Here is a 25,899-nt window from a genome sequence, read left to right as displayed (position 1 = left end):
ATCAGCTAAGGGAACAGGCATTTTGTTATACGAAAATTTCTTTGATTTTGAGATGGCGTTCAACAGTCAAATCTATAAATTCATGATTAATTTGCAGCAACGGCCTGAAAAATTCGGTTGGATGAGTCATGACAATAATACCTGTCTCACCAGTTTCCAAATAAGCTTTTTTTCCAATGAAGTTGGGGATCATATGCTTTATGAATGTATGTGCAATATGTGGATCCAGCTCTCTGAAGCTCAGCTTGTAAAGTTCCTTCAATACATAAAATAAATCGCGTTTTTTCTGATAAACCCGTTCGGAAATCATAGCGCTGTAAATATCGACAACTGAAATAAGCTTAGAAACAGGCTCAATTTGGTCGCCATTAAGACCTTTCGGATAACCGCTGCCGTCATTACGCTCATGATGCTCCAACGCACTTAAGGCTATGTAGCGTTCATCAAAGGATTTTTTTATAATGTCATAGCCATATGTCGTATGGTTTTTGATTTCATCGAACTCTTCCTTTGTAAGCTTGCCGGGCTTGTTAAGAATGGATTCAGGAATTTGACTTTTTCCGATATCATGAAGGAATCCGGCTTTACCAATTTGCACCGATTTTTTTACGGAGTAGCCGAGCCAGGTAGCCAGATAATAGGCCAGCATGCCCACTTGTACGGAGTGTTGGTACGTGTAGTCGTCTTTCGTGTTAAGCAGCAGCAGCATAGATACGACGTCTCGCTCCATGTTAAGATGCTTAATCAGTGGCTGGAAGGCATCCTCGACTTCTTGCTCATCAATGGTCTGGTCCTCGCTTGCTTTGGCAAAAAGATTATGAAAGCCTTGAATCGCATTATCATAATCCGGTTGTACAGAAGGAAGCCACTTGGGACTAACGGTTTGCTCCAATGTGCGATCCGGTAAATTAACAATAGGGACAGATTCGACTTCAACATAATCGATTTGATGTTGAAGCAGCTTTGATATTTCTTTATTTTCCAGCAAGGTGCCTTTAGAAAGCACATGCAGACCGTATCCATTAAAGGTATCTTTTAATAAACGGTCTCCCGTTTTTAAATCAGTTACGTGAACCTTCATCGCTGCACCTCTATTGAATAGTTGATCACTTAAGTAGTATAGTAGCAATGATTTGAGGGTATGGCAATATGAGGAACTTTAATTTGAGTCTAAATACCCACCAATTTCGACAAAAAACGCTCTTTTTTTATCTTGATAATGTTTTAAGTAGTCTTAAGACCTATTTTTCACGCTTTTGAATGGAAATATTTGATAAGCGTTTTATTTTAGGCTTCATCTGGAGAGTTTGCTAACGGTGTATCAGGATTCCAAGGGCCACGCTGATGGCCTTTCCATTCTGAACCATCCTCCCAAATTTCTTTTTTCCAGATCGGAACAATTTGCTTCAATCGTTCGATCGCGTACCGGCTGGCGTCATAACAGCTAGCGCGATGCGGCGAAGAAATAGCAATGACTACACTAGTCTCTGCGATGTCGACAATGCCAAGCCGATGTGTAATGGCACACAATGTTCCTGGCCATTGCTGTTCAAGTTCATCACCGATTTGCTTCATCATTTTAACAGCCATCGGTTCATAAGCTTCATATTCCAAGCGAATGGTACGCTGCCCTTGCGTCCACTCTCGCGTCGTTCCGACAAAAGCAATGGAAGCACCATGCCTCGGAACAATAACTTTGGCTAAAACCTCCTCTGTCGTAATTTTCTCATTAGTTAGCATGTACAATTGTTCTAGAGGAGATTTTTGTTCATCTTCATTAGAGTGTTCAGCTTGTCCTCCCGAAACGGGGGGGAGAAGCGCAAGCTCATCAGTGGCGTTTACGATGCTGTCTGCTTGAGCGTAAGCGTGGTTGCAGGCAAGAAAAGAGATGCTTAAAATATCCACTTGCTCGGGATACGAAGCAATCAAGTGCTTCTTCAGTTCTGCCACCGTCATATTTTGCTCAGCAGTCTCTATAATAAGAGAACGCACACCAAAGCGCTCTGACAAACCTGCAAATAAATCAATTTTCCATTGCTTAATCATGTTATTTAACCTCACGTAATGATATAGATGTACTATAACAGCATACCATAATCTATAGAAAAATGTTATGCTAAAGAGACAGCCTAAGACAGTTAGGCGGACGTTTATAACTTTTAAATTTAGAGGAGGCAGGCATGGATTCCAAACCACGATTAGAGCAAAATATTGTTATTTTACACACCAATGATATTCATAGTCGCTTGGAAAATGCTGCACGAATTGCTTCCTATATAGCTGATCAACGTCGCGTTCACGGTAAGGACAACTTGTTAGTCCTCGATATCGGCGACCATATGGACAGAATGAGAAGTGAAACAGAAGGCAGTGACGGCATGGTGAATGTTGCACTGCTTAATGAAGCAGGTTATGATGCGGTAACTATTGGAAATAATGAAGGGCTAACGTATTCCAAGGAAAGACTGGCCGAATTATATGGCCAACATGCCAAATTTGCCGTTTTAGGGGCGAATATGTTGGATGCGGCAACGAACAAGCAACCGCCGTGGCTACTGCCTCATATTATTGTAAATAAAGGCCATATAAAAATTGGTTTAATTGGTGTTACGGCAAATTTTACGGATTTTTATGTTTTGCTCGGTTGGAATGCGACGGACCCTTTCGAGGCAATTCAAAAACAAGTAGAGCAATTGCGTGAAGAAGTGGATTTGATCATCGTGTTGTCCCATCTAGGGCTGGCGAATGATGAGAGGATAGCGCAAGAATTGACAGGTGTTGACCTGGTATTAGGTGCTCATACCCATCATTTGCTTGAGGAAGCACTGCAAGTAAAACATACTTCGATTTGTGCAGCTGGGAAATTTGGCGAGCATATTGGGCGTATCGAAATTTCGCTGGGGACCGCTGCTAAACCGCAAGTAAAGGCGGCTTGTATACCGACTGCTGCTTTTGAGGAACACCCGGAAGCTGAAGCCATTATTGCAAAATATAAAGAAGAAGGGCTCGCACGACTCAATCGTACAGTCGCGTGTATTGATGAGCCCCTTTCGACGGCTATAGCGCGAGAATCGCCGCTCGCCAATTTGCTTGCAGCAGGTCTAAAGAGACATACTGCAGCAGAAATCGCGATTGTAAATACCGGACAATTGCTAGGCGGCTTGCAGCAGGGAGAAGTGACAGCTGGACAGTTGCATGCGTTATGCCCGTCTCCAATAAACCCTTGCAAAATGCAGCTTACTGGCAGGCATATCAAGGAGGCTCTTGAGCAATCCCTTCTGCCGGAGTATATGGATAAGCGAATTAAAGGTTATGGGTTTCGCGGCGAAGTATTAGGAACACTTGCAGTAGACGGTCTCCAAATTATTTTTGATTCCGAGCGGCCTCCGCTGGACCGAATTGTTAAGATATTGGTCAATGGACAAACTCTAATGGAAGATAAATGGTATAATGTAGCTTCCATTGACATGTTCACGTTCCATATCGGCTATTTGTCATTAGGACAAGGAGTCAATATAGATTATTTTTTGCCGGAATTTATTCGAGACGTATTGGCTGAAGCATTGAAAGAACAGGCAAATATTGTGGATTGCAAGCTGCTTAGGTGGAATAATATAGCATCAACGATATAACATTTTTATTAATTTTATCCGATGTATTAATTAAGAAGAAACCACTCAGTCAAGGAAGGATCGAGAAAATGCGTTTGATGCCTATAACAAAGACTCAGCCCGGCATGCGATTGGCCAAAAAGATTTTCTCACATGATGGTTTAGTGCTGTTAGGGGAAAATGTTGAGCTGACCAGTCGGCTTATTACCCGGCTCAAACAATGTGGAATACAGTATATATATATTCTTGATCCGAAAACCGATGATATTATGATGCCAGAGATCATTCGCGAGGAAACGCTGCTAGTTGCCTTAAAGGAAATCCGTACAAATTTTCGTGATATGATGGATCGACCAAAGCGTAAAAAAGGCGTTACGTATCCGTATATTGGCCAAACCTTCAAACAAATGATGAATTTGATTATTGATGATTTGTCCGCCCATAAGGATGCGATGATTATGCTGATGAATATGGGAACGGTAGATCATTATTTATATCAGCATTCTTTAAATGTGTGCGTCTACACGACCATTCTTGGCATAGCCTACAATTATTCACATGAAGAACTAATGACTCTCGGGATGGGGGCGCTGCTTCATGATATTGGAAAAACACAAATTCCAATTGATGTCCTTCAAAAGCCAGGAGCTTTAACTCCAGATGAATTCATCATGATGAAAAATCACGCTCGTTTTGGCTTTGAGCTATTAAAGGATGAGCCCAATCTGCCGCTAATTGTGGCTCATTGTGCCTATCAGCATCATGAACGGCTGGATGGCAGCGGATATCCAAGAGGAATCAAAGGCAATGAAATCCATGAGTATGCAAAGTGGATCGGGTTAGTTGATTCATATGACGCTATGACGACTAATCGGATTTACCGCGCCCCGATGCTGCCGCATCATGCTATTGAGCTTCTGTATGCAGGAACTGGAACCTTATACGAACAGCATATGGTACAATTATTTCGAGATAAGGTAGCCATTTATCCTATTGGTATTACAGTGAAAATCAATACAGGCGAATCAGGTGTAGTAGTGGATTTTAATCATGCCTATCCACATCGACCGATTATTCGTATATTAAGCAACGAGGTTGGGGAAGATCTCGCTGTGCCCTATGAAATCGACATGTCGAAGCAGCTAAGCATTATGATTATAAGCGTAAATGATGAACAAAATGATTTGCCTGTACTATCAGCTAAAAATGGGTAATAGCATGAGGAGCCTGCTACTTGGGGCTCTTTATTCTTTTTCATGTCTATTTATTGCTTCTTTCGGATTCGAACATTACAATGGTACTAGAAATTATACAATCGAAAGATGCAGAAATCAGGTGTTGATAAAATGAATACATTGAATGCTATAGTAACAAATCCATTAGCTATGAGTGGCAGCCTCAAGGCTTTGCCGCAGCTAACCCCAGTTAACGACCCATGGGATCCTATTCGTTCAATCCAGAAGTTCGGCAAGCACCAATTGACGAGCGTGGAAATGACGATTTCAAACTTATGCAATATGCGCTGCGAGCATTGCGCGGTTGGCGATACGCTAGTTATGTCGGAGCCAGCCAAATTGCCTTTAAAGGATATGCTCAAACGATTGGATGAAGTTGAACATTTGCAGACGATAAGCATTACTGGCGGAGAGCCCTCCTATTCGGCTAAAACGGTCAAGGAATATATGCTGCCGCTGCTTCAATATGCCAGAGATCGTGGTGTTCGTTCCCAAATCAACTCTAATGTAACTTTACCATTCAGTCGCTACGAGGCGATTATTCCTTATTTGGATGTCATGCACATTTCATTTAACTATACGAATGCGGATGATTTTCACCAAGTAGGCTTTGCTAAAGCTGGTCATCATGTTTCCTACGAAGCTTCGGTTAAGCTGTATGAACGAATGATTGAGAATGCACGTCTTTTAAGCAAAGCAGGCGTATTAGTATCTGCGGAGTCCATGATTAATTTCCGCACACATGATAAAATCGATGAAATTCACCGACTCATTGTAGAAATGGGCTGCGAGCGTCATGAAGTGCATCCTATGTATCCAAGTTCATTTGCTAAAGATTTGCCGGTCATCACTCGTTTGCAAATGCGACAAGCCATTGAGCGGTTATTGGATAACCGCGACCCGTCAGTTTGGATGTTGTTTGGAACGCTGCCTTTTTATCAGTGCAGCAATCATGCAGAGGAACGTGCGCTGCTTAGCCGTCTGGCCGCTGAGCCAAATGTCACAGTACGCAATGACCCAGATGGACGGAACCGTCTAAACGTCAATTTATTTACGGGAGAAGTATTCGTCACCGACTTTTCAGATGTTCCATCATTTGGAAACATAGCGAGCTCTAAGCTAGATGACTTGTTCACAAAATGGCTGGATCATCCGTTAGCACAAGACGTAAACTGCTATTGCCCTGCTGCCTCTTGCTGTGGCCCCAACTTACTGGTAAAAGACATGTACTACAAAGAAGTAGATTTCCACCAACGCACGGCCCGTTTCGATTAAAGCTGCTATGAATAAAAAACGAACAAAAATGACTGACACCCTTTTGCGTGTGCCAGTCATTTTTGCGTGCTTGCACATAAATATAGGAAATATTAATGTTTGCAAAAGCTCTGATTTTTGGATGATGCCTTCACTATAAATTTTGCTTTAGCCCATTATCCCCTTAGCTCAGAAAAACGACCACTAAACCTGTAGCCTTATAGAGCGCAGAACATAAGCGCAGAACATAGAGCATGAACATGTAGAGTAGAACCTAGAGTGTAAACATGTAGCGTAGAACCTAGAGTGTGAACATAGAGCGCAGAACCTAGAACGCAGAACCTAGAGCGCAGAACCTAGAACGCAGAACATAGAATGCAGAACATAGAACGCAGAACATAGAACGCAGAACATAGAGCGCAGAACATAGAGCGCAGAACCTAGAACGCAGAACATAGAGCGCAGAACATAGAGCGCAGAACCTAGAACGCAGAACATAGAGCGCAGAACCTAGAACGCAGAACATAGAGCGCAGAACGTAGAACGCAGAACATAGAACGCAGAACATAGAGCGTAGAACCTAGAGCATGCACATAGAGCGTAGAACCTAGAGCATGAACATGGAGCGTAGAACCAAGAGTGTGAACATGTAGCGTAGAATCTAGAGTGTGAACATAGAGCGTAGAACATAGAGCATGAACGTGTAGCGTAGAACCAAGAGTGTGAACATAGAGCGTTAAACTAGAGCATGAACAAAGAGTGTAGATCAAGATCGTGGACGTAGAACATCGAGCATGGACCATAGAACGTAGAACGTAGAACATTAGCCCATCCAAGCATCGATTGATAAATCAATAGATTATAAAATATCGTAGAAAAATAGAAAAAGCTCGAAAGCTCTTGCTTTGGGAGTTCCGAACTTTTGGAATGGAAGTGCTACTAAGGAGAGGAACTGTTTTGTTTTTTCAGAGGAAGTAGGATGAATTGAACTTGTTGTCAATGCAAACCTTGAATTAATAAAGGGGAATGCTAAAGAATAGTACTAGTGAAGACAAAAATTTAATAGAAAACTTGTGCCAAAATCTAATATTTTATTGGGTCAGAGAGAGACTGAATAACTAAACTCAAAACATCTGTGTAATATTTGATTGCGAGAAAAGACAAATTCAATCTTTTATTGGTGATATTGAAGTTTCAAGAATTCAAAAACATTGAGAAAGAGTGGGCCCTAACAAAAAGGTGTAATTGGTTAGACTGTGATTGCAATTTTTAAAGAGGAACTGATTTATGGTTATAGTATAATATGAAAAAATTGGAGAGTTTACTGTGCCAGTGGTAATAGGGCGTTTTTTGATAAGGGTCTGCCCAAGCATAATGATGTAAGTTCGTGCAAGAGAGAATGCGGGTCTAGGCTCGGATTATTCAGGAAAAAGCAAAGGTAGTTCAGATAAGACTGCAAATGAGTAGCGCCAATTCCCTTAAAGCAAGCATTTAATTTAATGATGGAACGTTTATATTGTGATCTAAGTAATCTCGAATCTGCCATACGGTACAATGGCTGAATAATTATATTATTAACGTATGAATCGCTAACGCAGTTGCGAGCAAAAGCAGCTACACCTGAACGTAATAAGCATCTTTCATTCAAATGAGCAGATGGGATAACTTTGAACTTAAAGTATGAAGCAGAGCAAAAGCTGGAAGAGCAGGCTATAATAATTGAACGCTCTTTAGGTGAGTCATGATTGGATGAATGTTGCTTTCTAGCATATAACTCCACTGCAGCTTTAATAACACCAGATAACTTTTCATGTTCATCGGCTTGGCTTATAAATTGGCGAATTTTGTGGAGCATGCCCCAGGCTGTTTTATAAGTTATGCAGAGCTATTGATATTTGAACAGCGTTAATCTGAAATTGGTGCAGGGAGATTAGAAATAACACAAGCAACCATTTGCGCAATGGTGTTCGGCTTTTTGCCATGAGAGTTCCAGCGGTTAGTGTCGTCTGATGACGGCAGGAATAGCATTGATATAAATCAGAGAATCGCGAAGTGATCCTATAGGCTGCATGGTGATTGCAACGAGGGCAGCGAAAACCTTCCGGCCATTTAATACTATAGAAAAAAGAATAGCATGCTTCGTTAGTGGAAAAGCAACTATCGAACTTTGCAATAGACTCAGAAATGGCAGGCATTGCTAACACCTCATTCCGATGGGAACTTATGTTCTTATTTTATCGAAATGATGATAGGAAGTCAATTAGTTAGGATGGTAGATGGAAAAAATTTTCTGAGCTAAGGGGATAATGCCTGTAAGCAACAAAAACAGCAGAGTCTCTCTAGGACAGAGCCGCTTTCTTGAATGACTCTAAGTTTGAAATATAACCATTACTTGATGCGGCGTTATAGTTTTTTAAAAGGGTTTAGAAAGAGTCAGAGGTATAGTGTGTTTAGGCAGCAGAGTAAGGGCCTAACGCGTTGGTACTTGCGGGGGCTCAGCATAATTAGTATGATAAGGACACATAATTCGAGGAGGCACTTACATATGGCGGGGGAGAAATGGACGAAGCCGGAAGCGGTTATTTTTGATATGGATGGAACGTTGTTTGAGACGGATACACTGTTAGTATCTGTTCACGAGCGGTTGTTTCAAACGCTGCGTGAAGAAGGTCTGTATAATCAGCCAACACCGCCTATTGAGCGGCTGCTCAGCTGCCTTGGCATGTTGCTGGAAGATATTTGGCGTAAAGTTATGCCTGACGCTTCAGATGCGGCTCATAGACGCGCTGACGAGCTGATGCTGCGTTATGAGCTGGAACAGCTGGAAGCAGGGGAAGGCAGATTGTATCCTCAAGCGGAAGAAATGCTGAGAAAGCTTAAGGAGCAAGGCATCAAGCTGTTCGTAGCCAGCAACGGGCTGGAAGAATATGTGCGTGGTGTGGCTCGCTACAAGGGCATTTACGATTTGTTTGACGGATCGTATAGTGCAGGGGAATACCAAACGGCGACGAAAGTAGATTTGGTTGCTCAATTATTGAAAGATCATCAAATTGCATCGGCATGGATGGTTGGGGACCGTTCTTCTGATGTGGAGGCGGGAAAAGCAAACGGGCTTAAAGTAATTGGCTGCGCTTATGCAAGCTATGGACGAGATACCGAACTTGCGGGAGCAGATGTGCTGATTGCCAAGTTGCCGGATATCGTAGAGCTGTTGGCTGAGGCTTAAACGAATTGTAATAATAAGAACCTGGTTATGATGGCGTCTCGTAGATGACGTCACACAGCCAGGTTCTTTTTTATGTGAATCATTAGGCGGAATCGGTCGAGGATTTGCTTAAGCCATCCATATGGGTCAAGCTGCTGCTGCTGTTGTTGGTATTTGTAATGGTATTTTTGGCTTTTCCAGTTTTTTTCTGCCGATAAAGCCATAGGGCATATTCTAAAGGTTTAATAATCGCCTGTTTGTAAGCCTCTTTTTCGCCCGCTTGGGCGAATACTTCCCTTGCTGGTTTGGGATTGACTTCAAGCAGCCAGATTTGGCCCTTGCGGTCAATAGCCAGATCGAGAGCAAGCTCACAAAGCTGTCCATAAACCTGCTCGAGATGTTTGGCGACATTAATACTGAACTGTTCGGCGTCCGCTTCGATCTCTTTAACGAGTGAGGCATCGCTTACCCATTGCTGCAGCAGTTCATTCATGGGAACAGCATGGCCTCCTCCGTGAAGGTTGGAGGTTACGCTGCCGAGAGGTCCTACTCTGCCCGCGCAGCCTGTTACGCTCCAAGCGCCTTCCCCGTTTTTTTGGACGAGCATGCGGTAATCATGCACGCGTCCGCTCGGAAGCTTGAGGTGGATGCCCTGCTGGGCTATATAACGGGTACCTTTTAAATCCCATGCGGATAAATAGCCGCTTAAGGAGGCGGCGTTTATTTTTTGCGGGCTAATAATTCGTCTTGCTTGATCGCGGCCTTGAATGAGAAGGTTTCCGCTTTGTTTTCGCTCAATGCGCAAAATGCCTCTGCCACCTGTGCCGTTAATCGGTTTAAGGTAAATAAGCGGATGTTTGCGCAGCATCTCGGATACGACTTGGGCATTTTCTGCAATGCGTGCTGCAGGAAGATAGCTTTTAAATCGGGCGTCCTTTATCAATGTTCGATGTATCGTCCATTTGTTGCGAAGCGGACGGTTGAGGAAGTTGAGATGGCTATAGCGGGATCGGAATTGCAGCAGTTGATCGAACCGATAAGTACGTTGAATGCGGCAGCGGTCAAAAATCATGTGCGGAAACGAGGTCCATTTTCGCGACCATTTTTTGGATGTTTCATTATAAATTAACGCATGAATGCGATTTTGTTTGTAGTTGACATCTTGAGGGGTGAAAATAATAATGTCGAGACCCAGCTTGCGGCCAGCAGTTGTCATTTTACGGTAAATATCCCGTTCTTCAAGCATACCGTTCTCATTGAGGTATAACGTCAATATTCCGAGTACAGGCTGCGTCATTAAAAGTTCTCCTTTCAAAACGGAGCGTCGGCTTGCCGGTCGGTCCGGTGAACATAGATACCGCGCTCATTCCAATGCGGAAGCATAGTGCCATGCTCGGAATGTTGTCGACCGCAACATGACAGGTTAATTGGCCCAATCTGCTAATTAGACTCCGAGCGACAGTCGTTCCGACGCCAAGCTCGCGGGCTTCTGGATGGACGACGAAAAAGCATTCCTGCTTGCTGCCATTTGTTGCGAAACCCACGCCAAGTAAACGTGAGCCTTGCCTGGCGATTGAAACGGCCGCCTCGGAATATGCAGCATCAACTGATGGGACGAGTTGGGCAGAATTCAAGGCGCGAAAGGCTTGAATGGAGGCAGCTGTCAATCTCTTATCGCTATACTGAACAGCAAAATCAGCCAGTCGATTGCGATAGCAGTTCCATTGTTTCGGAGTGAGCAGCTGCACTTCCATCATTACACGCCTCCTGCCTTGCCAGCTTTTTTATTTGTTAAATATAAGCCGTATTGAAAAATGCGCTCAAGCGATTTTTGACGGATATGAGGTTCGTCGAATTTCATTGGCTTGGAATTGGCCTCGAAAAACCAAACGCTGCCCAAGCTGTCTATTCCAAGGTCCATCGACATCTCGCCAAGCGTTTGCCCAGAGCCGCGCTCGATCTGCCTCGCTATCAGCAAGGCGGTACGTTTAGCTTTCAGAAGTATTCTACGCGCCTGCTCTGCATTAAAAGAACTAATGAGCAGTTTCTCCGGATCTTCAATCATTCCGCCGCGAGGTACATGAGTCGTAATGCTCGAGGAGCCGGCGACCCTTGCGCCGATTCCTGTCATTTCCCATCTGCCGTCCCCGTTCTTCTGGACAAGGGCACGGAGGTCGAAGCGGCGGTCATTGAAGGAAGCAAGCTGGATACCCTGCTGAGCGATATAGGCCTCGCCTGAGCTTTGCTTTTGGATGCGGCTCCACAGCTTCGTTATCGTGGCGCAATTATAGGTAGCACTTTTGCGCTCTTCCTGGATTTTTAAACGATAGGGCAGCTGCTTCTCGGCTTTAAGGGTAATCGTCATAATGCCTTTGCCTGCTTTGCCGCTCTCTGGCTTCAAATATAAAAAGGAATGTTTTTGCATCATTTTGCCCAGCCCGTTGAGAGACATTAACTTGCGAGTCAAAGGGATGTAAGGCTTAGTCGTTTTGGATTGGCGAAGCCATTCGAATAAATGCCACTTGTTGAAAAAAAAGGGGTTGAATAATGTCACTCTGGGATCTTTAATGCAGGCATTGATTTTGTTTTTGACGGCTGGCAGCAGCTCATCCTCCCGTTGAGGGATACGATTATAAATAATGTCCGGAAAAGGGAGCAGGCGCTGCTGCCATATTTCCTGCTGTTCGTCAAAAATGAAGCCCTTCAGACTGGTCCGGCTTAAAAATAGATTTTTGGCAGTGAGCACGTAAACGATAAAGCCCTGCTGCCGGCCGACACGGATTAAATCAGCAAAATTGCTGCGGTTGCCGCGAAAAAGTTGAATATCATCCTCTATAGTCAAAATAGCGAGTACGGGCCTTCCGGCCCGGATCTCCGCTGTTGATTCCTGTTCTTTAACCAGCTGCTCCATCAGCTGTCACCCCCTTGGAACTTGCTGAGGTACAGGCAATGTTCAATGATATAATCCAGTGAGGCGCGACCTTCCGATTTTAAGGAAGGATGCTTGAAAATAGAACGGCCAGGTTTGGCATTAGCTTCAAACATCCATATCTCGCTATTTTTATCGATACCGATGTCAAGCCCCAGCTCGCCAAGACGGTGCGGATAGTTGCGTTCAATGGCTTCCGAAAGGTTGATGGCTACCTGCTTCGCTTTGTCGAGCACATCGGCAGCCTCGCTGCCGAAGGTCCGGCTTAGCGCCTGCTGCGGCGTCATGAGGGAGCCGCCGTTTTTGACGTGGGTAGTGACACTGCCCCGCCCGGCTTTTTTTGCGCCAATTCCTGCGGGCACCCATTCGTTCTGGCCGTTTTTATGCATATGAAAACGGAAATCAAGCGGACAGCCGTCAATTTCGGCGAGCCGTATTCCCTGTTGGACGACATAGTTATTTAACGAGCTGCCGTGGCGCGCATGCAGCATGCGGATCATGCTCTGGAAGTTAGTAAAGCGCAGCAGCACATTTTGATTCCCTTTGCGGTACCTTGCGAAATAGCCCCGCTTAGGGTGATAGGTCAAGCGATAAATGCCAATGCCAAGGCTTCCGGCTGTAGGCTTGAAATATAAGAAATGATGCTCTTCCAGCATCTCCTTGATTTTCTCCGGCGTAGGGCCTGACACCGATTCAGGCAAATGCTGCAGGGCCTCTGGGTCTTTATCGAGCAGCTTGTAGACATCCGATTTATTGAAGAAGCTCCAATTGAAAAACGGGATTTTCTTCCTTACAAACCGCTCGCGCAGCGAGTTGATCATGGTCGAGGTTTCCGCTTTGCGGCTGGGAAGCCGATTGTAGACAACGTCAGGAAGCGGAACCGTTTTGCGATACCAGTTGCCTTGGGCGGTCAAAAAGTAGCCATTGACGGTTTCCTGCTGCCAGTTGATGTCGTTTGGCGTAAAGCCAAACAAATATGCTTTGCGCTCTCCCGACCGGATGACTTGCTTAATGAAGCCGGTTCTTGCGCCAAATGGCGCACTATCGGAGGAAGGGGATCCAATATCGCTTAAGATACCGACCAAGGGTCCCAGCTGGATTTCATTATTTTCGGATTGAAGCAAATAAATATTGCCAGTCTTCGGTACTTTGATAGACTGGCGGACACCCGCCGATAAATACAGATGGTTGCCTTGGCGCTTGACTGGGCGGATGGCAGCTGTAATGACTTCTCTGCCTAGCTTGAGGAGCATCGTTTTTTTGCCTGACAGCTTCAGTTCTTTAAGAAGCGGACTGGACAGATAGACGACTCGATCGGTTTGTTGGGAAAAGTGTACGTTGCAAGTTGTCAAACTCATGGAAGAACCTCCTGAACGTTGTCATACCGAGAACGGTCTAATACGGGTGATGGAGTAATTAACGGCGTATGGAGACGGCGGGCCAGCATTTGGGCATAGCCTATTGGCCGCTCAAGAGATTGTGCAGCACATCTCTCAAGGCCAAGTCGCCTAAACGCCGATCTTCCTGGTCTGGAGTTCGCTTCCAGAAGCCATAATCGTCTGCCCTGCTCAATGCCAAAATCAAGTCCAAGCTCAGCTAGTCTGCCGAAGCGCTGTTCAAGCTGCTCGGCTGCATACAGGCTTATTTTGTGAATTTGCTTCAATAAAAGATCATTTATGGCTTCACCGTATTCCGCTATAAGCAGTTCCTTCGCAGATCTGACCCCGCCTCCTCCGTGGAGGTTGGAGGTGATCGAGCCGCTCTGTCCGCAGCGGGCTGCAAGGCCCGTTACTTGCCAGCGTCCATGCGCATCTTTCTGTACCAAAGCCCTTATATCGAAAGGTTCGCCTGTTTTTAGCTGTAGCTGCAAATACGGCTGAATAATGTAGCTGGCATTTCCGATAAACTGGGCTAGCCATTGCTCCAGCTCTTTCAAGCTAAGGAGCTGCTTCTGAAAAGGTAAATTGCTTTTGCTGCGTCCTGAAACGGTCCAATACCCTTCGGTATGCCGCCTGAGCAGCAAGGCGCCTTTGCCCTGCATGCCTGAAGCGGGCTTGAGAAACAGCCCTGCGCCTGGAGCTGAAAGACGGCTGCGCAGCATAGCGCCATGGCTATAACGCTGGGTAGTAGGCAGAAGCGGCTCGATACGCTCATCGCTCGCCAGCGCTTCGTAAACCTCCCATTTGGACGGGAGGCTGCCGTTCAAAATGATATGCGGCTTGCACGCTGCAATAGCTTGCAGGGCGCTGCGACAAGCAAGCTGCTCTTCCGTGTTTTTGCAGAAGCGCCGATCGTAAATAATATCGGGCAGCTTGCAGAGGCCCTTCTCCCATCTTTGATTCAGATAGCGATAGCCCTGGAGCTGACCGTTATCTTCATTAAATTCGCAGGGAGAAAAGACGTAAAAATCAATTTTTTTCCTTCTAGCGGTTTCCGCAAGCTGCTTGTAAAAGGCGGGCTCTGGAAGCCGCGGCTCCTCCTGCGTGGCATGCATCTCAATGGAAGCAACATATAATCCGATCGTCATGCCTTCTGCTGTCATAGGCGCCTCCGCTAGAAGCCCGATAAAAAACGGGAATATTGAATAACCATGCGAACTGAGGGACGAATTTTGTTGTCATTCAGCGGCGTATTGTCATTTTTGGAAGGCTTGGAGTTGACCTCCAGCAGCCATACCCTGCCGCTCGTATCAATAGCCAGATCGATGCCGAGCTCACCGAAGTGGGCGGGAATATGCGTCTCAATTCCTTTGGCAATGAGGAGCGCTGCATGCTGCAGCCTGCTCGAAGTATCCGCTCGGCCGCTCGTCAAGTTGGATTTAGAAATGGCCTCGCTAACCGTGCTTAATGTGCCGCCCCGCGCGAGGTTGGAAACAAAATGCTGACCGCCAGCTGTTCGGGCTACAATCGAAGTGATTTTCCATTTTCCGCTGACATTTTTCTGTACGAGCGCCCGGAAGTCGACGGGCCGCTTCTGGATTTCAATCAGCTGGAGGCCTTGCTGCACCTGGTAGCGGACGGTTTTCATTTTTGCAGAGATGGCGGAATAGACTTTGAGCTGGTTTGGATAAAGCTGCTTGCGCGAGCCTGTCGTTGTCGTAAATTGGGCCTGATAGCCGCCCGTTTCAGTCTTTGATACTCGAATGATCCCTTTGCCAAGACTTCCTGTGACAGGCTTCAAAAAGATGTTGGCGTGTTTGCTGCACATGGCTTTAAAGGTGGCAAAGCTGCGCAGCGAATAAGACTCTGGCAAATAGCGAAGGGCGGATTCGTCCTTCTTGAGCGCTTCGAAAACTTCCGTTTTATCGAGAAACTTTTCATTGAAAACAGTTGTCTGAAACCTGGATTTTACTTCTTTGAAAAAATGTTGTACGCTGGGTTTGTTCTCTAGTTTTCGGGAAGTTAGTCGATTGTTAATGACATTTGGAATGGGAAGCGACGCTCTTTGCCAGCCGCCCGCATAGATCCATCCTTCCACGGTTTGCTGCCCGCCAGATAGTTGGCCGGGGGTGAAAAAACACACATGCCCGCCCTGTGCAGCGCAGCCGTCAACCAACTCCTTGCAGAACATGGTGATCGAGCCAAACGGCTTATCTGGCGTCCCTGGATAATCCCTGCTGATCAGAATACCGATAAGCGGGCCAAGTGAAAGCGTCGCTGATCCGGATTTATAGTTGATTCTTAAGGTAGCTCCATTCGAAATGCCCATCTTGCGTGCTAGACTTTGGCTAATTCGAATACCGTCATAACGTGTGACGGGCAATACTTTGACATGTTGCTTAAGTGAGCCGAAGGTCATCGCTACAGGCTGGCCCTGAGGGATCTTCCACTGTTTCATATAGGCTTCGCCCAGCATGAGCGTATCCTCGGCGAGCATGCCTGAGCTGATAACCTGGACGGCTACTTTCGATTTGAGCATCGTAAATCTCCTTCCAAGCAGGAGGATTCCGGCAAGCGGGTAACAGCCGCTGGGTGTTTTGCACGAATTAATTCATCATATGAGGACATCTATCCCTTGGTGATTAGATACTAACAGCTGTTCACGCAAATAATGGAGGGGAAAAGCCATGAATGTTTACGACAAAACGTATGAACTGGCCAAAGCGTTAAAGGACAGCGAGGAAGCGCGTTTGCTCAAAGAGGCAAAGCAGGCTGCAGATGCTGATCCAGATGCAAAACGGATGCTTGATGATTTTCGCGAGCGCCAAAACGAGCTTCAGCAGAAAATGATGGCGGGCGAGGAGCCTTCCGCGGTCGATATGGATACGCTGAACAAGCTGTATGAGGTCATTTCGCTAAATCCGCTCGTCAGCGGCTTGATGGAGGCTGAGCGCCGCTTCTCCATCGTTTTTGAGGACATAAACCGCATTATGTCCGATGTGCTAAAATCCATCGTTGATTAACGCCGGCGGTCATAACCCTCGTCCTTGCTTCATATAATGTGAGGAAGTGCTACCAGAGGAGCTGAGGGATATGAGAAAAGGCAGGAGCCGTCATGTATTATATTTGCTAGCTGCGGTAGCGATGCTAGTCTACGGGGTGCCCAGACTGGATTTGGGCGCTCCTTGGAGCGGGACAAGCTTATTTGGCATCGTCTGGCTGGTGTTCTCGCTTGTCATTGTGGCGGCGCAAATCGATGCGCTGATGCAAGGCGAAGCGAGGCGGCAGCAGATGCAGCGCATTAAACGTGCCAAAAGCCGGTCGCTGGAGCGCAAGCTGCAGCAGGTTGTTGCCGGGCGGCGCGCGCGGGGCTAGCTAGCAAAAGCGAAACAAAAACAAATAAGGCCCAGCGATGATCGCTGAGCCTTATTTGTTTTTCAAACATTAATCCAATTCTTTGAACTGGACGAGCTGCTTTACGAATTTGTAAACCGCTTCTTGTTCTTTGACGGTTAGTCCATGTAATTGATGGGCGATTTTGTCGGCGTAACTATTGTCTTCTGGGCTTGTCTGCTGCGAAGCATCCAAATGAACAAGCTGTTCCAGCGGAGAGTCGAGCGCTGCGGCAATTTTGCCGAGAACATCGACGGTAGGACTTTTCTCTCCTCGCTCGACTTGCCCCATATACGAAGCATTAATGTCCGCTCTGAGCGCCAGCTGCTCCTGGCTAAGGCCTCTCATTTTGCGCAGTGTGCGGATGTTATCTCCTATGTATCGGGCAAATTTACTCAAATTGTTCACCTCAGCCTAAAGATAGAGCTTTAGATGCCAACCAACAACGTTCTATAGAACCTATTAAATATAATGACTAAAGTCATTGACGGAAATACCTGACTTTATTATAATTATGTAAAATGGTCCTTATTAAACTTCTTTTTACTTAAAAGGTTCTTTTTACAAGGAGATTGGGAGATGGTAGAAGAATTTGAGTTTTTCCGCAAAGTTCAGCTGCATTATCGTCAAGTGCGATTCCACGTGCGTTTAAGCTATACGATTTTTCATAAAAAAGAGAAACTTCTGCTCGCGCATGGTATTTTGCGCTGCCGGGTTGAGCCTCATTCACAACTGGTTGAATATCGTATCAGCTTGGAATCGGAAGTCGCATCGCGTCCTTATAGCGAGAAGGCCACGATTTTATTTTCCACCATTTACGAGGAAATTCCGCAGCAATCGGTTAAGATGACGGATGTGCCTGCTTATCAATTACGTTATTCGGTACCGATTGTTTACGATTGGCAAGCTTTTATTATTGAAGGCATGAGTACAGCTTTAAGCAAAGGCGTATTGCAGCCTGTGTTCGATAAATATCGTTTTGTGGACAAGCAGGGCAAGGAAATAGACGCGAAACTTAAGGTCGCCGCCGTTATGGTGGATTGGTATAATGAGAACATTAATAGTTAGCCAGCAGTGTTGAAAGCCAGAGGGAGGTACAGGTGTGTCTAAAGTCGGTTCCGGTTCAGAGACCAGCACCAAGCATGAGCTGATTCTTGCACATATTCAAGAGCTGAAGATCGGAACGAAAATCTCGGTCAGAGTGATTGCAAAAACGTTGGGAGTCAGTGAAGGAACAGCCTATAAAGCCATTAAAGAAGCGGAAGCAACCGGACTCGTCAGCACAAAGGAACGAATTGGGACGGTGCGCATCGACCGTAAAAGAAAAGAGGCGCTCGACCAGCTTACGTTTGGCGAAGTAGCGGAAATTGTAGAAGGCCAGCTATTTGGTGGCGCATCTGGCCTTGAAAAAACGCTGCATAAGTTCGTTATCGGCGCGATGGAGCTCGATGCTATGCTGCGTTATATCGATGAAGATAGCCTGCTTATTGTCGGTAACCGGATCGGTGCGCATAAGCGGGCGCTGGAGCAAGGAGCAGGTGTGCTCATTACTGGCGGCTTCGAGACGAGCGAAGAGGTTAAAGCGCTTGCGGATGAGAAGGGGCTGCCTATTCTCTCTTCGCGATATGATACGTTTACCGTTGCGTCCATGATCAACCGCGCTATGTACGACCGTCTCATTAAGCGAAAAGTGATGTTGATTGAAGATTTGGTTACGTTCAGCAGACCAGCCGATGTGCTGCATCCCGGAGATACGGCAGGCAGCTTCAAGGAACTGCGGCGCAGAACAGGTTATTCGCGTTTTCCCGTGGTGGATGACCGCGGCAAAGTCATTGGCATGATGACGGCAAAGGATGCCTCCGGCGCACTGGATGAGCAGACTGTCGATAAGCTGATGACCCGCCATCCGATTACGGCAGCACCGAATATTACCGTTACATCCGCTGCTCATACGATGGCGGCGGAAGGGATTGATTTGCTGCCTATCGTTGATCGGCATCGCAAGCTGCTTGGTGTCATTAGCCGCCAGCAGGTGATTGATGCGCTGCGGTTTGCGGGCAAACAGCCCGAATCGGGCGAAACGTTCGATGATTTAATGTGGTCAAGATTTATGGCTAGTGAAGATGCGGCTGGCGAGTTTGTTTATAAAGGGGTCGTAACGCCGCAAATGTCAGGCTCGCTTGGCATGATATCGGAAGGCGTGCTCGTTACGCTTATGACGCAGGCTGGCAGGAGAATGATTCGCGAGACGGGGAAACGCGATTATTTGCTCGAAAGCATGACGACTTATTTTGTGAAGCCAGTAGAAATGGACAGTGAAATAACGATTATACCGCGGGCGATGGAGATGAGCCGCAAATCAACGAAGCTGGAAATTGAAGTGAGGGATCGGGGCGGGCTGGCAGCGAAAGCGATGATGTCAGCCCAAATGATTGATCCTTAAACATAAAGCAACCAGGGCGGTCGCTCTGAAAAAAAGGCAAGCGGAGTGAACGGAGCTAAGCTGTAATAGCGCTGCGTTCGCCGCTGCCTTTTTTTAGCGGCGCGTTGTGCGCAGCATACTGAGATTGCGCAGTCCAGCGAAAAGATTGAATAGGCCAATGACCATGAACAGCGCCCCAATGACGATGCGCACAGTGGATTCATTGGACAAAAACAGCTGAACGCCGGCAATAAATATGAGCATGACGCCCATGCTTATATTCATTCTGGCCCCGTACAGCATACGCTTTGCACCATCAGCGGCTCTACGGGATCTGTAGCTGAAAATAACGGTCAGCAGCAGGGTGAGGAAGATGACGGGTGCGAATAAATATTGCAGCAGTGAGTCCATTCGTTCTAAAGCAGCTCCTTTGCAAGCGGAATGATTGTGCTCTATTCCGCATTTCTGCTGCTATTGTAGCATGAATAGGGACATAAACAGAAGCAGCGCAGCGCATGTCTTTACGCTAACTCGGTCCGCGATCATGCAGGCGGACTTTAACCCACAGCTGCAGCACATTATCGACGACAAGCATCGTTTTGACCTCGACCTCGTAATCCTTCTCCAGTACCCCGTTGTAAACTCTCTTGCTCAGCAGCTTTCTTGCAAACTGCGCATTGGAATCAATCTCGTAAATGCTTTGCCCGATAAAAACGGACAGATCGGCTTTGATTCGCCGAATCAGCTCAGCCTCTGTCATTTTGTCGAGCTGCGGACGACCTGCGTTTTGCCCGGCTTCCAGCTCAATTCTCGGCAAAATGCTCTTGATAACCGTGTGCTGATGCTTGAACTCTTTAAGATTGCCAATGTCCTGCTCATATTGCTCCAATTGAATTTCGAGCTCGCTTTTGAGACTGACAAGCGCCTCAAATTGTGCTTGGTAGAGGGAGTTGTAAACGACCGCGCCGACAACCATGCCGAGCAGGAGCATGCCGAACATTTGCAGCCCTTTAATATATTTGTCAAACGGTGGCAGCCGCATCGCTTAGCCCGTCCCTTTGCAAATGAGCCTCACAAGCTCCGTGCCCATATGAGCCCCGAGAAAAGCAGCGATAATATAGCCAACCTGCTGTGCCGCTGGGGACAGATGCCCCTCCATAATATTGCTTTCTATGACGCGCATCGGATCAATGGAGCCGCCTACTGCGGCTACTATAGCCCATATTTTTAAATTTGCCGCTGTATTGACCATCATGGAGGTGGGGGGCATCAGCAGAAAAACCGATCCAATGCCAGCGAGCATTGAGCCGCCTAATACGACGCCAAAGGCAATAAAGAAATCGAGCCCTGCCTTCATCAAAAAATAATTCACTTCGCTCACCAGCTCTCTTCGCCAAGTGGAGCCCGTCCGGCTCCTATTATCATTGTATGGGCGGTGCCTTGGCGATTATGATAAAATAGACAAATAGAGATGGAACACCTGAGGGGGCGAGGCGCAATGACCGCTAAAGAGTCGCCATTCGTGCATTTGCACGTTCATAGTGAATATAGCTTGCTTGATGGCGCGGCACGGATTCGCGATTTGACAGCCCGCGCTGCCGAGCTGGGAATGCAGGCGCTGGCGCTTACGGACCATGGCGTCATGTATGGAGCCATTCCGTTCATCCGTGCCTGCCAGCAGCATGGTATTAAGCCGATTGTAGGCTGTGAGATGTATATGACCGCAAGCTCGCGGTTTGAGAAGGGCTCGCGCAAAGAAAACCCGATCTATCATTTAATTTTGCTTGCCAAAAATGAAACAGGCTATCGCAATCTCATGAAGCTGAGCTCGATTGCCCATTTGGAAGGCTTTCATTATCGTCCGCGCGTCGATCCGGAAATGCTGGCTAAGCATGCGGAAGGCATCGTCTGCCTGAGTGCCTGCCTTGGAGGCGAAGTTTCGCAGCATTTGCTGCATGACAGGCCCGATGAAGCGCGCAAGGCGGCACAGCGGTACCGAGACATTTTCGGCGATGATTTTTATTTGGAGCTTCAGGATCATCATTTGCTGGAGCAGAAAAAAGTGAATTTAGCGATGATTGAGCTGGCGCAGGAAACCGGCATTCAGCTGGCGGTTACGAACGATGTCCATTATATTACTGCGGCTGACGCAGAAATGCAGGATGTACTCATTTGCATTGGGACAGGCAAATCCGTCGATGATGTGGACCGTATGAAAATGCAGACGGACCAAATGTATTTAAAGAGCGGGGAGGAGATGGAGGCCCTATTCCGCCATGTGCCGCAGGCTATTGCAAATACGGCAGCCATCGCGGATAAATGCACGCTTGAGCTGGCTTTTGGACGGGCGCCGCTTCCGGTATTTCATCCCGTGCCAGAGGGAGCAAGCTCAGCGGGGTATTTGCAGCAGCTATGCAGCGAAGGACTGCTTGCAAGATACAGCCAGCTGCCGGAGTGGATGCAGGAGCCGGACTTCCGCCAGCAGGCAGAGCAGCGGCTAGCCTATGAGCTGTCTGTTATTGAAAAAATGGGCTTTAGCGATTATTTTCTAATCGTCTGGGATTTTATCCGTTTTGCCCATGAGCAGGGCATTCGTACAGGCCCGGGACGGGGCTCTTCAGCCGGCTCTCTAGTTGCTTATACACTGCGGATCACCGATGTAGATCCGCTGAAATACAAGCTGCTCTTTGAGCGGTTTCTGAATCCGGAGCGCATATCAATGCCCGATATTGATATCGACTTTAATGATGAGCGCCGGGATGAAGTCATTGCCTATGTCGCCCAAAAATACGGCGAAGGGCATGTTGCCCAAATTATTACGTTCGGCACCATGGCGGCGAAAGCAGCAGTCCGCGACGTCGGACGCGCGATGAATGTGCCGCTTGCCGAGGTGGATCGCGCGGCGAAGCTCATTCCGCGCCAGCTCGGCATTACGCTTGCCGAGGCGCTGCGGACGACTGAAGGGCTGCGCGAGGCGGCGGAGCGCCTGCCGAAGACGGCGGCGATGCTGGATATGGCGCTTAAGGTAGAGGGCATGCCGCGCCATGCTTCTACGCATGCGGCTGGTGTTGTTATTGCCAGCGAGCCGCTGACGGAGTATGTGCCGCTGCAAGCGGGCGGCGAAGGGGCTGTTTTAACCCAATATTCGATGGAGCATCTGGAAGCGATTGGGCTGCTCAAGATGGACTTTCTGGGACTGCGTACCCTTTCGATTTTGGAGCGAACGCTGAATTGGGTGAAGGAGCAGTATGGCGAGACGATTGATTTTCGCACGATTCCCGACAATGACCCAGAAACGTATGCGATGCTCGGCCGCGGCGAGACGACGGGCATTTTTCAATTGGAGTCTTCCGGTGTGCGCCGCGTATTGCGGGATTTGAGGGCGTCGGAGTTCGAGGATATCGTATCGGTTCTTGCTTTGTATCGCCCTGGTCCGATGGAATTTATTCCGAAATATATTCAAGGCAAGCATGGCGAGGTGCAGGTGGAATACCCTCATCCGTCCCTTGAGCCGATTCTATCCGATACGTATGGCATTATCGTGTACCAAGAGCAAATTATGCAGATTGCCTCCAGCATGGCCGGCTTCTCGCTGGGCGAAGCGGATTTGCTGCGCCGTGCCGTTTCGAAGAAAAAGCGCGAGGTGCTGGATGAGCAGCGGGAGCATTTTGTGAAGGGCAGTGTGACGCAGGGCTACAGAGAGGACGAGGCGAATCTCGTTTACGATATGATCGTGCGTTTTGCAGACTATGGATTCCCGCGGGCGCATGCGGCTGCTTATGGCGTACTGGCTTTTCAGACGGCATGGCTGAAGGCGCATTATCCGGTTCCCTTTATGGCTTCGATGCTGGCATCCGTGAACGGCAACCAGCGGAAAACGGCGGAATACGTCGATGAATGCCGCCGAATGGGCATTCAGGTGCTGCCGCCCGATGTCAACGAGAGCGGCGTGACGTTCACGCCGGTTGAAGGGGCCGTGCGCTTTGGGCTGGCGACGGTGAAAAATGTCGGTACGCAGGCGATTGAAGCGCTGCGCAAGGAACGGGCGGACAAGCCGTTTGAAAGCTTGCTCGACCTGTGCCGCCGCGTCGATTTGCGCGTCGTGAACAAGCGCGTGCTGGAGTCGCTCATCCAGGCTGGCGCCTTCGACTCGCTGCCAGGGCACCGAGCGCAATTGCTCGGTGCCCTGGAGGAGACGGTCGAAGCGGCGGTGAAATGGCGCAAGGAGCGCGCCGAGCTGCAGATCGAGCTGTTTGGTTTCGATGAGGTGCAGAACTGGGATGTGGAGCTGCCGGACATCAGGCCGTTCTCAACAGCTGAGCAGTTGGAGTTTGAACGCGAGCTGCTCGGCATGTATTTGTCAGGGCATCCGCTCGATGCAGTGGAGGAGCAGCTTGCGCCGCTCGGGCTCGACCGTCTGTTTGAGCTGGCGGATAGCGCGGAAGGCGCGCCGGCGGTAGCGGCGGTGCATATTGTGTCGCTGAAGCCGTTCACGAACAAGAAGGGCAATGCGATGGGGTTTCTGGAGCTGGAGGATCGCATCCTCCGCGTTGAAGCCGTTGTGTTCCCGGCAGTGTGGAAACGCTGCGCGGATAAGCTGGAAAAGGGCGGTCTCGCCATTGTGCAGGCGACCGTGCAGCATCAGGATGAGGAGTTTAAGCTCATCCTGGAGGATGTTGTGCCGCTCGCAGGCGGAGCTGCTGCGGCAGGGGCGCCGCTCGCAGAGCAGGCGCAGCGCTTGCAACGGCAAGCGCAAGCCCGCGCCGCGAGAGGCGCGTGGCCCGGTCCCGGGCGGGCGAAGCCGTCCGGGCAGGGCAAGGGCGGGGCGGCAGCGCCAGCCGCCCCGGCGGGCCGCGGGCCCGGCGCTGCTGCTGCAGGCGAAGCGCAGCAGCTGCCTCCGCGGGCACCGCGGCAGGAACCCGCTGGGCGTAAGCGCCAGCGGGTTTACATCAAGCTCGCAGCCGCGCGCGAGCAGCTTGCCGCGCTGGAGCGGCTCAAGCAGCTGCTGGCCGAGCACCCCGGCCAGCTGGACACCGTTCTGTTCTACGAGCGTGAACAGAAGCTGATCGCCCTTAGCGACAGCTACCGCGTCAAGCCGTCGCCGGAGTTGTTCGGCGAGATTGAGCAGCTGTTCGGCGAAGGGGCTGTCGTCGTCAAATAGGAGCAAGCAGCATACGGCGCAAGCATAAATTACTGGAGTTCATAGCTAGGTAGACAGGACTCCTGCAAAGGTTAGAACGTTTGATTTTATTTAATAATCGCGAAGCTTAAACATGGCAAAGCGATCTCTCATAGGGCTGGCCTTAGCTGTCTACAGCGAAGGCCAGCCCTATTTTCAAGCCATTGCTGCCCATTTCTCTTACTTCTCTTATTTCTTTTACTTCGTTAACCTCTTTTCCTCGCATTTCGGGCTTTCTTCTCTTATTTCGTCCTCTCCGCTTTCTAAGTTTTCACCCTGCGACCTCTTGCGCAAGCGAATTCAAAATGATGCACATATCTTTCTTTATCCGCATACATTTAGGGATACAAGCGGAGAAATGCGGGAGGTCAGCTGTTGCTTGCGGGCTATGGGGATACAGCTTCCGCGAAAGGCAGCATCGTTATTAGGGCCCCGAAAGCCGCATTGCCGCTGCTTACGCTGCATAACAGCGTACAAGCATGGGAGGGATGGACATGGCTTCGACATCCAAGATTGAAGCGTGGCTGGGCAAGCGCGGAGTGAAGGTCGATGATATTGCTGAGATTGTGTATACGCTGCAGCGTCCTTACAATGCGAGCTTATGCATGAAGGAATGCGAGGACAGCGTTCGGGCTGTACTGGGCAAGCGCGAGGTGCAGTATGTGCTTTATACGGGCATCGCTTTAGACGAGCTGGCGGAGCGCAAGCTATTGCCTGAACCGCTGCAGGCGATTATGGAAAATGATGAGTCGCTGTATGGGGTGGATGAGACGCTGGCGCTTGGCATTACGAACGTGTACGGGATGATCGGCTTGACGAGTTTTGGTTATTTGGATAAAGTGAAGCCTGGCATTATTAATCAGCTTAATATAAAAGGGCGGCATATTCATGTGTTCCTTGATGATCTCGTTGCGGGACTTGCGGCGGCCGCATCGGCAAGAATTGCACATCAGGACCCGAAAGCGCAGCAATACCATTTGCCCGATTCCCCATGATTATGATACTATTATAAGATCATATGACCTGTTAACGGGACTTAGCTATGTTTAAGATGTAAACTTTGCCCGTAGCAAAGTTTTCAGGAGGTACCATAATGTGGACGGTCATTTATATCGCGCCAACAGCAAAAATCGCAGAGAATATCAAGAAACGGCTTACGGAAGAAGGATTTCTCGTGAAGATCCGTCCAGTCAATCTGTCTAAACAGCAATTTGAAATATTGGTGCCGTCGGGTGAGCTGGAGGAAGTTCAAGAAGTGTTTAACTCCTTGTTTCAGCCGTAACGGATTCCCT

Annotated in this window: 24 protein-coding genes; 11 read left to right on the top strand and 13 right to left on the bottom strand. The window is 48.1% G+C overall.

The features are described from left to right. Positions 1-25: 25 nt before the first annotated feature. Together AC50Y5_RS24815 and AC50Y5_RS24810 are read right to left on the bottom strand one after the other, a co-directional pair. Positions 26-1,081: an HD-GYP domain-containing protein gene (locus AC50Y5_RS24815; RefSeq protein WP_056039761.1), complete on the bottom strand. Its 1,056-nt coding sequence runs from the start codon at positions 1,079-1,081 to the stop codon at positions 26-28. Positions 1,082-1,287: 206 nt separating this feature from the next. Then, positions 1,288-2,046: a molybdenum cofactor biosynthesis protein gene (locus AC50Y5_RS24810; protein ID WP_494864058.1), complete on the bottom strand. Its 759-nt coding sequence runs from the start codon at positions 2,044-2,046 to the stop codon at positions 1,288-1,290. A 134-nt stretch (positions 2,047-2,180) separates the two neighbouring features. Here AC50Y5_RS24810 and AC50Y5_RS24805 point away from each other — a divergent pair, with 134 nt between their 5' ends. The 3 genes from AC50Y5_RS24805 to yfkAB all read left to right on the top strand — a co-directional run bounded on the left by AC50Y5_RS24805 (position 2,181) and on the right by yfkAB (position 6,121). After that, complete coding sequence (locus AC50Y5_RS24805) at positions 2,181-3,632, top strand: bifunctional metallophosphatase/5'-nucleotidase (protein ID WP_494864057.1); 1,452 nt, start codon at positions 2,181-2,183, stop codon at positions 3,630-3,632. Positions 3,633-3,700: 68 nt separating this feature from the next. After that, entirely contained in the window at positions 3,701-4,825 is a 1,125-nt protein-coding gene (locus AC50Y5_RS24800; RefSeq protein WP_056039766.1) for an HD-GYP domain-containing protein, read from the top strand. 132 nt (positions 4,826-4,957) lie between these two features. Further along, positions 4,958-6,121, top strand: coding sequence for a radical SAM/CxCxxxxC motif protein YfkAB (gene yfkAB / locus AC50Y5_RS24795; protein WP_081418966.1), 1,164 nt, complete (start codon positions 4,958-4,960; stop codon positions 6,119-6,121). 1,847 nt (positions 6,122-7,968) lie between these two features. Here yfkAB and AC50Y5_RS24790 read toward each other — a convergent pair. Next, positions 7,969-8,295: a transposase family protein gene (locus AC50Y5_RS24790; protein ID WP_494864056.1), complete on the bottom strand. Its 327-nt coding sequence runs from the start codon at positions 8,293-8,295 to the stop codon at positions 7,969-7,971. Positions 8,296-8,645: 350 nt separating this feature from the next. On the opposite strand from AC50Y5_RS24790, the gene AC50Y5_RS24785 reads away from it, so the two are divergent. Continuing rightward, positions 8,646-9,326 (top strand): HAD family hydrolase, encoded by a 681-nt coding sequence (locus AC50Y5_RS24785; protein WP_494864055.1) that lies wholly within the window; start codon positions 8,646-8,648, stop codon positions 9,324-9,326. Between the two features lie 82 nt (positions 9,327-9,408). Here the strand turns inward: AC50Y5_RS24785 and AC50Y5_RS24780 are convergent, their stop codons facing one another. The 6 genes from AC50Y5_RS24780 to AC50Y5_RS24755 are packed head-to-tail and all read right to left on the bottom strand — an operon-like array spanning position 9,409 to position 16,152. Further along, positions 9,409-10,602, bottom strand: coding sequence for a YheC/YheD family endospore coat-associated protein (locus AC50Y5_RS24780; RefSeq protein ID WP_063892628.1), 1,194 nt, complete (start codon positions 10,600-10,602; stop codon positions 9,409-9,411). Continuing rightward, complete coding sequence (locus tag AC50Y5_RS24775) at positions 10,559-11,062, bottom strand: GNAT family N-acetyltransferase (RefSeq protein WP_155973386.1); 504 nt, start codon at positions 11,060-11,062, stop codon at positions 10,559-10,561. The genes AC50Y5_RS24780 and AC50Y5_RS24775 overlap by 44 nt, the downstream gene beginning before the upstream one ends. Beyond that, complete coding sequence (locus AC50Y5_RS24770) at positions 11,062-12,216, bottom strand: YheC/YheD family endospore coat-associated protein (protein WP_056039771.1); 1,155 nt, start codon at positions 12,214-12,216, stop codon at positions 11,062-11,064. The genes AC50Y5_RS24775 and AC50Y5_RS24770 overlap by 1 nt, the downstream gene beginning before the upstream one ends. Next, positions 12,216-13,592: a YheC/YheD family endospore coat-associated protein gene (locus tag AC50Y5_RS24765; protein ID WP_056039773.1), complete on the bottom strand. Its 1,377-nt coding sequence runs from the start codon at positions 13,590-13,592 to the stop codon at positions 12,216-12,218. The genes AC50Y5_RS24770 and AC50Y5_RS24765 overlap by 1 nt, the downstream gene beginning before the upstream one ends. Next, on the bottom strand, positions 13,589-14,776 hold the full coding sequence (locus AC50Y5_RS24760) for a YheC/YheD family endospore coat-associated protein (protein WP_494864054.1): 1,188 nt from the start codon (positions 14,774-14,776) through the stop codon (positions 13,589-13,591). The genes AC50Y5_RS24765 and AC50Y5_RS24760 overlap by 4 nt, the downstream gene beginning before the upstream one ends. An 11-nt stretch (positions 14,777-14,787) precedes the next feature. Then, complete coding sequence (locus AC50Y5_RS24755) at positions 14,788-16,152, bottom strand: YheC/YheD family endospore coat-associated protein (RefSeq protein ID WP_494864053.1); 1,365 nt, start codon at positions 16,150-16,152, stop codon at positions 14,788-14,790. Positions 16,153-16,300: 148 nt separating this feature from the next. On the opposite strand from AC50Y5_RS24755, the gene AC50Y5_RS24750 reads away from it, so the two are divergent. Both AC50Y5_RS24750 and AC50Y5_RS24745 read left to right on the top strand, forming a co-directional pair. Next, the gene (locus AC50Y5_RS24750) at positions 16,301-16,636 is read left to right on the top strand and encodes a YlbF/YmcA family competence regulator (RefSeq protein WP_056039779.1); all 336 of its coding nucleotides are present in this window, start codon (positions 16,301-16,303) and stop codon (positions 16,634-16,636) included. A 70-nt stretch (positions 16,637-16,706) separates the two neighbouring features. Further along, positions 16,707-16,988, top strand: coding sequence for a hypothetical protein (locus AC50Y5_RS24745; RefSeq protein WP_494864052.1), 282 nt, complete (start codon positions 16,707-16,709; stop codon positions 16,986-16,988). Between the two features lie 69 nt (positions 16,989-17,057). Here AC50Y5_RS24745 and AC50Y5_RS24740 read toward each other — a convergent pair whose 3' ends face one another. Continuing rightward, on the bottom strand, positions 17,058-17,405 hold the full coding sequence (locus AC50Y5_RS24740) for a helix-turn-helix domain-containing protein (protein ID WP_046228758.1): 348 nt from the start codon (positions 17,403-17,405) through the stop codon (positions 17,058-17,060). A 180-nt stretch (positions 17,406-17,585) separates the two neighbouring features. Between AC50Y5_RS24740 and AC50Y5_RS24735 the strand changes: the two genes are divergently transcribed. Together AC50Y5_RS24735 and AC50Y5_RS24730 are read left to right on the top strand one after the other, a co-directional pair. Beyond that, a complete protein-coding gene (locus AC50Y5_RS24735; protein ID WP_056039785.1) occupies positions 17,586-18,074 on the top strand; it encodes a hypothetical protein in 489 nt (162 codons plus the stop codon). 34 nt (positions 18,075-18,108) lie between these two features. Then, positions 18,109-19,449 (top strand): DRTGG domain-containing protein, encoded by a 1,341-nt coding sequence (locus AC50Y5_RS24730; protein WP_056039787.1) that lies wholly within the window; start codon positions 18,109-18,111, stop codon positions 19,447-19,449. 93 nt (positions 19,450-19,542) lie between these two features. Here the strand turns inward: AC50Y5_RS24730 and AC50Y5_RS24725 are convergent, their stop codons facing one another. From AC50Y5_RS24725 to AC50Y5_RS24715, 3 genes are all read right to left on the bottom strand, one after another. After that, complete coding sequence (locus AC50Y5_RS24725) at positions 19,543-19,839, bottom strand: YtpI family protein (RefSeq protein ID WP_056039788.1); 297 nt, start codon at positions 19,837-19,839, stop codon at positions 19,543-19,545. 115 nt (positions 19,840-19,954) lie between these two features. Then, positions 19,955-20,470, bottom strand: coding sequence for a sporulation membrane protein YtrI (locus AC50Y5_RS24720; protein WP_056039790.1), 516 nt, complete (start codon positions 20,468-20,470; stop codon positions 19,955-19,957). A gap of 3 nt (positions 20,471-20,473) precedes the next feature. Beyond that, positions 20,474-20,800, bottom strand: coding sequence for a YtrH family sporulation protein (locus AC50Y5_RS24715; RefSeq protein WP_056040129.1), 327 nt, complete (start codon positions 20,798-20,800; stop codon positions 20,474-20,476). A gap of 126 nt (positions 20,801-20,926) precedes the next feature. Here AC50Y5_RS24715 and AC50Y5_RS24710 point away from each other — a divergent pair, with 126 nt between their 5' ends. The 3 genes from AC50Y5_RS24710 (at position 20,927) to AC50Y5_RS24700 (ending at position 25,889) form a co-directional block, all read left to right on the top strand. Further along, positions 20,927-24,589, top strand: a complete 3,663-nt coding sequence (locus AC50Y5_RS24710; protein ID WP_494864051.1) for a DNA polymerase III subunit alpha — start codon at positions 20,927-20,929, stop codon at positions 24,587-24,589. Between the two features lie 512 nt (positions 24,590-25,101). Further along, a complete protein-coding gene (locus AC50Y5_RS24705; protein ID WP_081418968.1) occupies positions 25,102-25,602 on the top strand; it encodes a phosphatidylglycerophosphatase A family protein in 501 nt (166 codons plus the stop codon). A gap of 98 nt (positions 25,603-25,700) precedes the next feature. Beyond that, a complete protein-coding gene (locus AC50Y5_RS24700) occupies positions 25,701-25,889 on the top strand; it encodes a hypothetical protein (protein WP_046229439.1) in 189 nt (62 codons plus the stop codon). The last annotated feature ends 10 nt before the right edge of the window (positions 25,890-25,899 follow it).

Source organism: Paenibacillus sp. JT22N7, from assembly GCF_059383875.1.
Note: the sequence above shows the minus strand (reverse complement) of the source record. Positions and strands in the feature narration are given on the sequence as shown.